The organism is Arsukibacterium sp. (assembly GCF_033722355.1).
In the GTDB taxonomy this organism is placed as follows: Bacteria; Pseudomonadota; Gammaproteobacteria; order Enterobacterales; family Alteromonadaceae; genus Alishewanella.
The window spans coordinates 1-8303 of the sequence record NZ_JAWVZF010000125.1 but is presented as its reverse complement, the minus strand read 5'-3'; the positions used below and the strand labels follow the sequence as shown (position 1 = coordinate 8303).

The window sequence follows — 8303 nt, the reverse complement described above, 5'->3', positions numbered from 1 at the left end:
GGAGTGACGATTAATTATGATGACTATCTGCAACAGGTTGCCAGAGCGCTAGAGCCGCTATCGGTTAAAGTTAAGGGCTTACATCAGTGTGACGATCCGCAGCAGGCGATTACAGAGGCCCAGGCGATAGCAGTAGGCGGCGGCAATACCTTTCAGCTGCTGAATATGTTGTATCAGAAAGATATTGTCCAACTTACTAGGCAACGCGTAACCAGCGGCATTCCCTATATTGGCTGGAGCGCAGGCTCCAATATCGCTGGCGCGACTATTCGTACCACCAATGATATGCCGATCGTTGAACCCGCTTCATTTGAGGCACTTAATCTGTTACCACTACAATTAAACCCGCATTACAGCGACTATAAACCGGAGGGATTTCATGGTGAAACCCGGGATATGCGTCTTGCTGAATTTATGCAGTTAAATCCGCAAACGCCGATTATCGCCCTGCCGGAAGGCACCGCCCTTAAATGTAATGGTGATGAGCTAACGTTGCTGGGTAAAGATGGTGGCTATCTGTTTGAAGGCGGTGCTAAAACAGCTATTGCAGAAAACAGCGATTTATCTCATTTTTTAGATAACAGCCCGCCAACATTAAAACGAAGCGGAATAAACTACACTGAAAAATCTTAGTTAATCACAGGGAAAGGTTGGACTGATTTAACCTGGCTGATAAAACGAAGGTTGGAATACACGATCAGTCGCTACAGAGTGTCTGAGCGATCGCGTCAGCGGTAGCGAAGTTGCTGTCGCTGTTGCGAGCTTAGCGTGTGTTGCAACCTGACGTCCTGAGCAAACTACTGGCTAAATTTAAAGCAACTTGCTCATTGTTATCCGGCCGATAAGGCACCACGCCAAGGCAGGGTGCCGGGATCCGTTGCTGAAGATCAGCAATATTCTGCTCTGCTAACGCCATATCGGGGTCAACACAATTGGCTACCCAGCCCAGCAGCTGACAGCCACTGCGGGCAATTTCCCGCACAGTTAACATAGCGTGATTTAAACAACCCAGTTTCATCCCAACAATCAGCACTACCGGCAATTGCTGTTTCGCTACCCAGTCGGCCAGATAACGCTGCCCATCAAGCGGCAACAACCAGCCGCCGGCGCCTTCAATCAGTAACCATTGCAAAGGCAATTGTTGCCACTGCTCAAGCGTCTGATCAAGTTTCGCTTCGCTGATTGGCTGCTGTTCGTTTACCGCGGCCAGATGCGGCGCTACCGGCGCCTGATAACAAATCGGGTTTATCAGCTGATAAGGTAACGCGATACCGGAATGCCGCTGCAGCAGTAACGCGTCACCGTTCTGGTTTTGGTCGTTAGTGCCCGCCGCTATTGGTTTTACCCCAACAGCCTTCTCAGAGCGCGCAGCCAAACCCTGTAACAGTAAACAACTGACAAAGGTTTTGCCGGCATCGGTATCAGTAGCGGTAATAAACAACGATTTAACGGCCATGTTTTGTTCCCTGAATAAATAACACCTGATAAGTTGCCGGGATGCCATCCTGGCAACGATGCTGCTCATAGGCAGCGGCCAGTTTCCGCCAGTAACCTTTGCCGGTTAAACCCGACTGGCTGCGTCCTGCAACCTGATTTGCACCAAGGGCCTTAAGCTCACGGGCTAAAGTTTGTACATCAGGGTAATATAACTGGTAACTACGTCGCTCAAACTGCCAGCTAATATCGGGCAACTGGCGGGCGGCAGTGATAAGTTCATCTGCAGTTAAAAACGAATGGATATGGGCCTGTTGATCAAGTGTGGCAAAAGCATCCCGCAGTTCAGTTAAGGTTCCTTTTATCAGCGTGCTGATAACCAGCCGGCCATCCGCCGCCAGCACTCTGGCCATTTCAGCGAGCGCGGTTTTTGGTGTTGGACACCATTGCAGCATTAAGCTTGAGAACAGCTTATCAAACTGCCTATCTGCCAGGGGCAGTGACGCAGCATCCGCCTGAATATATGCCGTCGCCAGTTGCTGAGTACGGGCTTTGTGAAGCATCCCTTCACTCAGATCTACTGCACTGAAAGCGGCGCAGTACCGGCTAAATTCAGGATGGAGCCATCCCGGGCCGCAACCAACATCCAGTAAGCAGCCGTTGGCTTCAGCGGGTAGCATTGCCAGGGCATCCCTGGCCACCTGCTGCTGCAATCTGGCGGCAGAGATATAGCTATCGCTGGCTTTACCGAAACTTGCTGCGACCTGTTTTAAAAACGCTGCCTGCTGGCATTGCTGTTCAGCCATTGCCGCGAAACCTGCTGAAGACGCTATCATATTGCCCGCCTTAACTGTTGTACCAGCATGCTGATGTCATCATCAGTATGCTGACTGCTGAGCGTTATTCTCAAACGGGCACTTTGTGCAGGCACGGTTGGTGGCCGGATTGCGCTCAGCCAAATGCCGGCTTGCTTAAGCTGAGCACTGGCGGCAATCGCCCGGGCACTGCTGCCAAGGACAAGTCCCTGAATAGCCGATGCAGAGACTAATAATGGCAAATCAGCCGACAGCTTCCTGAATAAACTGATATTGTGCTGCAATTTGTCGCGCCGCCAGTCCTGCTGGCGACACAATTGAATACTTTTAAGCACGCCGGCACATAAAGCCGGTGATAATGCCGTACTGTAAATGTAATGGCGGCCAAATTGCTCAAGGTAATCAATGACAGTATTACTGGCTGCAATAAAAGCCCCCCCTGCACCCAGTGCCTTACCAAAGTTAGCCATCAGACAAAACAACTCACTTGCTGCAACACCTTGTGATGCAGCGCTACCCTGTCCCTGTGGGCCGAGCACCCCTAAGCCGTGGGCATCATCGAGCAGCAGCGGAGCGCTATATTTTTGGCACAAGCTAAGCATCGCCGCTAAATCAGGGCTATCGCCATCCATACTGAATACGCCCTCTGTTACAACCATAGGTTGCGAACCAGCCACATTATGATGGTTTAGCAGTTGGTTGAGATCATTCAGGTTATTATGAGCGAAGCGTTTGAATGCCGCTTTGCTGCAAAGCGCCGCGTCAATAAGTGACGCATGACTAAGCTTATCTAAAAGCAGTGCATCTTCTTTCGCGGCGAGCGTTAACAACATGGCCTGATTTGCAGCAAAACCGGAAGAGAACAACAGTGCCCTTTCCGTCCCCAGCCAGTCACACAGGGTATCCGTTAATTGCTGATGCACTTTATGCTGACCGGTCACCAATGGCGAGCCACTACTACCTGCACCATAAGCTATCGCACCATCAGCAAAAGCCTGCCTTACCTCCGGCGCCTGTGCCAGCCCCAGATAATCATTACCCGAGAAGTTAAGATACTCCCGGCCGCTAACGGTAATTAACCGGCCATTGTAGCTATCCAGGGTAACGGGTTGGCGTAATAGCTGCCTGGCAGCACGCTCAGTCAGAGCGTGCTGCAGCCTGCTAAGCCTGGCTTGCACCATGCCTACTGCGCCGCGTGATAAAGCGGTGGATTAGCCTGCTCGTTAATAGCATCCGCTAACGCCAGCTCATGCGCTTCATCTGATACATCTGGCCGTTGTTCAGGCTTAATTCCCAATTTAGCAAACAGCTGCATATCAGCATTGGCCTCAGGGTTATCCGTGGTCAGTAATTTATCACCATAAAAAATCGAGTTCGCACCGGCAAAAAAGCAAAGTGCCTGCATCTGCTCATTCATCCGCGAACGCCCTGCCGACAGCCGTACATGGCTTTGCGGCAACATAATGCGCGCTACAGCAATGGTGCGGATAAACTCAAAACCGTCTAAATCAGCGACATTTTCCAGCGGTGTGCCCTGCACTTTTACCAGCATATTAATTGGCACACTCTGTGGGTGCTCCGGCAGGTTGGCCAGTTGCATCAGCAGCGCAGAGCGGTCATTCGCACTTTCGCCCATGCCAACAATACCACCACAACATACTTTCATGCCGGCATCGCGCACATGGCTTAGCGTATCCAGGCGATCCTGATAAGTGCGGGTAGTGATAATTTCACCGTAAAACTCCGGCGAAGTATCCAGATTATGATTGTAATAATCCAAGCCCGCCTGGGCCAGTGTCTGGGCCTGGCTGCTATCGAGCATACCCAGCGTCATGCAGGTTTCCAGACCCATGTCTTTCACGCCCTTTACCATTTCAATAATGTAAGGCATATCACGCTGCTTCGGATTGCTCCACGCTGCGCCCATACAAAAGCGACTGGCGCCCTGCGCTTTGGCGGCAGCTGCCTGAGTTAATACCTTTTCAACTTCCAGCAGCCGCTCGCGCTCCAGGCCGGTATTGTAATGGCCACTTTGCGGACAATATTTACAATCTTCAGCACAAGCGCCGGTTTTAATCGACAATAAAGTGCTGATTTGCACCTCATTCGGCGTAAAAAACTGGCGATGGATTGTTTGCGCCTGAAACAATAAATCGTTAAAAGGTAATGCATATAGCGCATTAACCTCGGCGAGAGTCCAGTTATGGCGAACCTGAGGGATGGCAGCAGCTTGCATAGAGGATTTCCATTGTTGTTAAGCGGTTTTTCGGCTAGTCTAACCGGCGGCTGCCACTTGTCAACGCTGACCAGGCCCATAACTTTACTGTTGGTTACTTTATGAGCATTAATTTACAATTTGATCGCGACCATATCTGGCACCCCTATACCTCAATGCTAAATCCTTTGCCGGTGTACCCGGTCAGCCGGGCTGAAGGCTGTGAGTTAATACTGGAAAATGGCCAGCGGCTGATAGATGGCACCTCTTCCTGGTGGGCCGCTGCTCATGGCTATAACCATCCGCTATTAAATGCGGCGGTCACCGGGCAACTGCAACAGATGGCCCATGTGATGTTTGGCGGTATCACCCATCAACCGGCTGTCAGTTTATGTCAGCAATTAATTGAGATCACCCCGGCAGATTTAACCAAAGTATTTCTGGCAGACAGTGGCTCAGTTGCGGTCGAAGTGGCGATAAAAATGGCGCTGCAATACTGGTTAGCCAGCGACACTCCGACAAAAACAAAGTTAATCAGCCTGCGCAAGGGTTATCACGGCGATACGTTCGCGGCAATGTCTGTCTGTGACCCGGTGGATGGGATGCATGATATGTTTGCCGGTATTTTAAATCAGCATTATTTCCTGCCGCCACCGCAAAGCAGCTTCGATGCGACATTCAATTCATCAGATATGCAGCCGCTGACAGAACTATTGAAACGACAACATCAGCATATCGCGGCGCTGATTCTTGAGCCGGTAGTTCAGGGTTACGGCGGCATGCGCTTTTACCATCCGGAATTTTTACGTCAGGCCAGAGCCTTGTGCGATCAGTACCAGGTACTGCTTATAGCAGATGAAATTGCCACCGGCTTTGGCCGGACCGGAAAGTTATTTGCGTGTGAACATGCGGCCATTACCCCTGATATTATGTGTCTTGGAAAAGCCTTAAGTGGCGGCTACATCACCCTGGCGGCTACTTTGTGTACCGACGAAGTTGCCAGAGGAATTAGCCAGAGCGCCGCTGGCGGGTTAATGCATGGTCCGACTTTTATGGCAAACCCGCTGGCCTGTGCTGTGGCCAATGCCAGTGTCGCAATTATCCGCCAGAATGACTGGCCGGCGCAGGTAGCGGCCATTGAGCAGCAGCTTAAGAAGGAACTGGCACCATGTCAGTCTCTGGCTGCAGTGAAAGATGTCAGAGTTTTAGGTGCTATAGGCGTACTGGAGATGCATCAAAAAGTGGATGTGGCCGCCCTGCAGCAACAGTTTGTTGAACTGGGCGTCTGGATCCGGCCGTTTAATCATCTGATTTATATTATGCCTCCATTTATTATCAGTCAGACACAGCTGAGTATGCTTACCGGCGCAATGTTTAAAGTAGCATCGGCTATCAGTGCATCAGCACAGCGTTGATGAGCTTAACAGAGCAGTTATTTCAGAATGTAAAGCAGCATGCCGCTGGCACTTAGCAGTAATAAGATAATATTAAAATGCAAATGATCGCCACGCCGTTTCAGCCGCATCCGGTTAAGCAGCAAACTGGTAATACTGACTAACACGCAGCCCCACAGCAGATAAACTAACCAGAAGGTTAACCGGGGCTGCCAGTAGTCACGAATATCCAACCCCCAGTACCTTACCAGGCCCGTGTCCATTTCCGGTCGGGCATAGTGGCTGACGATCATCGCAGCAAAAAAAAGCAGCCAGGCGGCTATCGCCAGATATTTAAAAGCCCTGCATAATAAATCGGGCCCTTCCCGGCGCTCAAAATCAGGTCCTCCCTTCTCCGATCTTGCCTTGTTATATGCGGTCATTTTTGGCTTCCTTCCAACTTTTACTTGTTTTGTGCTTGTGGCAAAGTATGATTACAGCTTTCATAAATATAGCCTAGTTATAACACCATCTGGAGTTTGTTGCATGACGCACGCCGTAGTAAAAGATGTGTTGGCCGGAAAGTATCAGACCGGCTCACAGATCACTGTTAAAGGCTGGATCCGCACCCGTCGCGATTCTAAAGCCGGTATTTCTTTTTTGGCTGTACACGATGGCAGCTGTTTTGATGCAGTTCAGGCTGTGGCGCCGTCAGATCTGGCAAATTATGAAAGTGAAATAAAGCGGTTAACCACGGCTTGTTCTGTCATTGTCACCGGCACTGTGGCCCGTTCAGAAGGCCAGGGCCAGGCTTTTGAAATTCAGGCTGAAAATGTCACTGTTGTCGGCTGGGTAGAAAACCCGGATACCTATCCAATGGCACCGAAACGTCACAGCATGGAGTATCTGCGGGAACATGCTCATTTGCGCCCCCGCACGAATGTTATGGGTGCGGTTACCCGGGTTCGCCATTGTCTGGCGCAGGCAATCCATCGTTTTTTTCATGAGCAGGGCTACTATTGGATTAGCACACCGATTATTACCGGTTCAGATACCGAAGGTGCCGGCGAAATGTTCCGGGTCAGCACACTGGATTTAGAAAACCTGCCACGCACTGATACCGGTAAAGTGGATTACAGCGAAGATTTCTTCGGTAAAGAAACCTATCTGACCGTATCCGGCCAGTTAAATGGCGAAACTTACGCCTGTGCCATGTCAAAAATATACACCTTTGGCCCGACGTTCCGCGCTGAAAACTCTAACACCAGCCGGCATCTGGCTGAGTTTTGGATGATTGAGCCGGAAGTAGCCTTTGCAGAACTGAAAGACATCGCCCAGCTGGCTGAAGATATGCTGAAATATGTCTGTAAAGCAGTGCTAACTGAGCGTGCTGACGATATGGCATTTTTTGCCGAGCGGATCGACCCGACGGCCGTTAGCCGTTTACAAAAACTGGTTGACTCATCCTTTGTGCGGATGGATTACACCGACGCCATTGAAATTCTGCAAAACTGTGGCAAAACCTTTCAGTACCCGGTGCAGTGGGGAGTTGACTTACAGTCTGAGCATGAACGTTATCTGGCAGAGGAGCATGTCGGCGCGCCAATTATTATGCAGAACTACCCCAAGGACATTAAAGCGTTTTATATGCGTTTGAATGACGACGGTAAAACGGTTGCCGCAATGGACGTGCTGGCGCCGGGTATTGGCGAAATTATCGGCGGCAGCCAGCGGGAAGAGCGGCTGGAGCAATTCGATAAGCGGCTTGATGAAATGGGCCTGAATAAAGAAGACTACAGCTGGTATCGCGACCTGCGCCGTTATGGCACTGTGCCGCATGCTGGCTTTGGGTTGGGTTTTGAGCGTCTGGTTTCCTATGTTACCGGCGTAGGCAATGTCCGCGATGTGATTGCGTTCCCACGTACCCCTGGCAACGCTGAGTTTTAGTAACTGCTTTGCTGCTGTAAAACAAACCCGCCTTAAGCGGGTTTGTTATTTTATAGGTTGTCATTTAACTGATGGTGGCCATTAAAAGTAACTAAAAAACGCCTCAGGATCGGGCTCATTTCGCACCGGCACCGAGCCTGCCGCAGTGCCTAAATATAAAAAGCCAACGATTTCATCGTCCTCCCCTACATCCAGTGACTGCTTAACAAAATCCTGCTGGGCATAGCTACCGGTACGCCAGATACCACCATAACCCTGGGCAAAGGCTGCCTGTTGCATTGCCATCACGGCACAGGCTGCAGATTGTACCTGCTCATAAGCCGGTACTTTCGGATGGTCAGTGACTTTGGCTATACAGACAATTACCATCGGCGCCCGCAAAGGTAGTTGCCTGGCCCGTTCTTGCATCTCGGCAGAAATAGCAGGAGCATCTTCAACGGCGGCCTCAGCAAAGACGTCGCCAAGCCGGTTAAGCGCTTCTTTGCCGGTAACAATAACAAAACGCCAGGGCCTGAGTCC

Annotated in this window: 9 protein-coding genes; 3 read left to right on the top strand and 6 right to left on the bottom strand. The window is 50.7% G+C overall.

The window, feature by feature from the left end; genetic code table 11:
* Positions 1 to 633, top strand: a 633-nt coding sequence (pepE, locus tag R3177_RS11075; RefSeq protein ID WP_318971090.1) for a dipeptidase PepE, incomplete at its 5' end; no start/stop codon positions are given.
* Between the two features lie 130 nt (positions 634 to 763).
* Here pepE and bioD read toward each other — a convergent pair.
* Genes bioD through bioB form a run of 4 tightly spaced genes read right to left on the bottom strand, consistent with a single transcriptional unit; the run spans position 764 to position 4470 of the window.
* On the bottom strand, positions 764 to 1456 hold the full coding sequence (gene bioD / locus R3177_RS11070) for a dethiobiotin synthase (protein WP_318971089.1): 693 nt from the start codon (positions 1454 to 1456) through the stop codon (positions 764 to 766).
* A complete protein-coding gene (gene bioC / locus R3177_RS11065; protein WP_318971088.1) occupies positions 1446 to 2270 on the bottom strand; it encodes a malonyl-ACP O-methyltransferase BioC in 825 nt (274 codons plus the stop codon). The genes bioD and bioC overlap by 11 nt, the downstream gene beginning before the upstream one ends.
* Complete coding sequence (locus R3177_RS11060) at positions 2267 to 3430, bottom strand: 8-amino-7-oxononanoate synthase (RefSeq protein WP_318971087.1); 1164 nt, start codon at positions 3428 to 3430, stop codon at positions 2267 to 2269. The genes bioC and R3177_RS11060 overlap by 4 nt, the downstream gene beginning before the upstream one ends.
* A 2-nt stretch (positions 3431 to 3432) precedes the next feature.
* Complete coding sequence (gene bioB, locus R3177_RS11055; protein WP_413229085.1) at positions 3433 to 4470, bottom strand: biotin synthase BioB; 1038 nt, start codon at positions 4468 to 4470, stop codon at positions 3433 to 3435.
* Between the two features lie 116 nt (positions 4471 to 4586).
* On the opposite strand from bioB, the gene bioA reads away from it, so the two are divergent.
* Complete coding sequence (gene bioA / locus R3177_RS11050) at positions 4587 to 5879, top strand: adenosylmethionine--8-amino-7-oxononanoate transaminase (RefSeq protein ID WP_318971085.1); 1293 nt, start codon at positions 4587 to 4589, stop codon at positions 5877 to 5879.
* Between the two features lie 17 nt (positions 5880 to 5896).
* Here the strand turns inward: bioA and R3177_RS11045 are convergent, their stop codons facing one another.
* A complete protein-coding gene (locus R3177_RS11045) occupies positions 5897 to 6280 on the bottom strand; it encodes a hypothetical protein (protein ID WP_318971084.1) in 384 nt (127 codons plus the stop codon).
* A gap of 103 nt (positions 6281 to 6383) precedes the next feature.
* On the opposite strand from R3177_RS11045, the gene asnS reads away from it, so the two are divergent.
* Entirely contained in the window at positions 6384 to 7784 is a 1401-nt protein-coding gene (gene asnS, locus R3177_RS11040) for an asparagine--tRNA ligase (protein ID WP_318971083.1), read from the top strand.
* A gap of 81 nt (positions 7785 to 7865) precedes the next feature.
* Here the strand turns inward: asnS and R3177_RS11035 are convergent.
* Positions 7866 to 8303, bottom strand: a 438-nt coding sequence (locus R3177_RS11035; protein ID WP_318971082.1) for a nitroreductase family protein, incomplete at its 5' end; no start/stop codon positions are given.

Bases quoted from the DNA above. Each gene is read 5' to 3' on its own strand.
- bioD (WP_318971089.1), bottom strand. From the start codon at position 1,456: ATGGCCGTTAAATCGTTGTTTATTACCGCTACTGATACCGATGCCGGC.
- bioC (WP_318971088.1), bottom strand. From the start codon at position 2,270: ATGATAGCGTCTTCAGCAGGTTTCGCGGCAATGGCTGAACAGCAATGC.
- R3177_RS11060 (WP_318971087.1), bottom strand. From the start codon at position 3,430: ATGGTGCAAGCCAGGCTTAGCAGGCTGCAGCACGCTCTGACTGAGCGT.
- bioA (WP_318971085.1), top strand. From the start codon at position 4,587: ATGAGCATTAATTTACAATTTGATCGCGACCATATCTGGCACCCCTAT.
- R3177_RS11045 (WP_318971084.1), bottom strand. From the start codon at position 6,280: ATGACCGCATATAACAAGGCAAGATCGGAGAAGGGAGGACCTGATTTT.
- asnS (WP_318971083.1), top strand. From the start codon at position 6,384: ATGACGCACGCCGTAGTAAAAGATGTGTTGGCCGGAAAGTATCAGACC.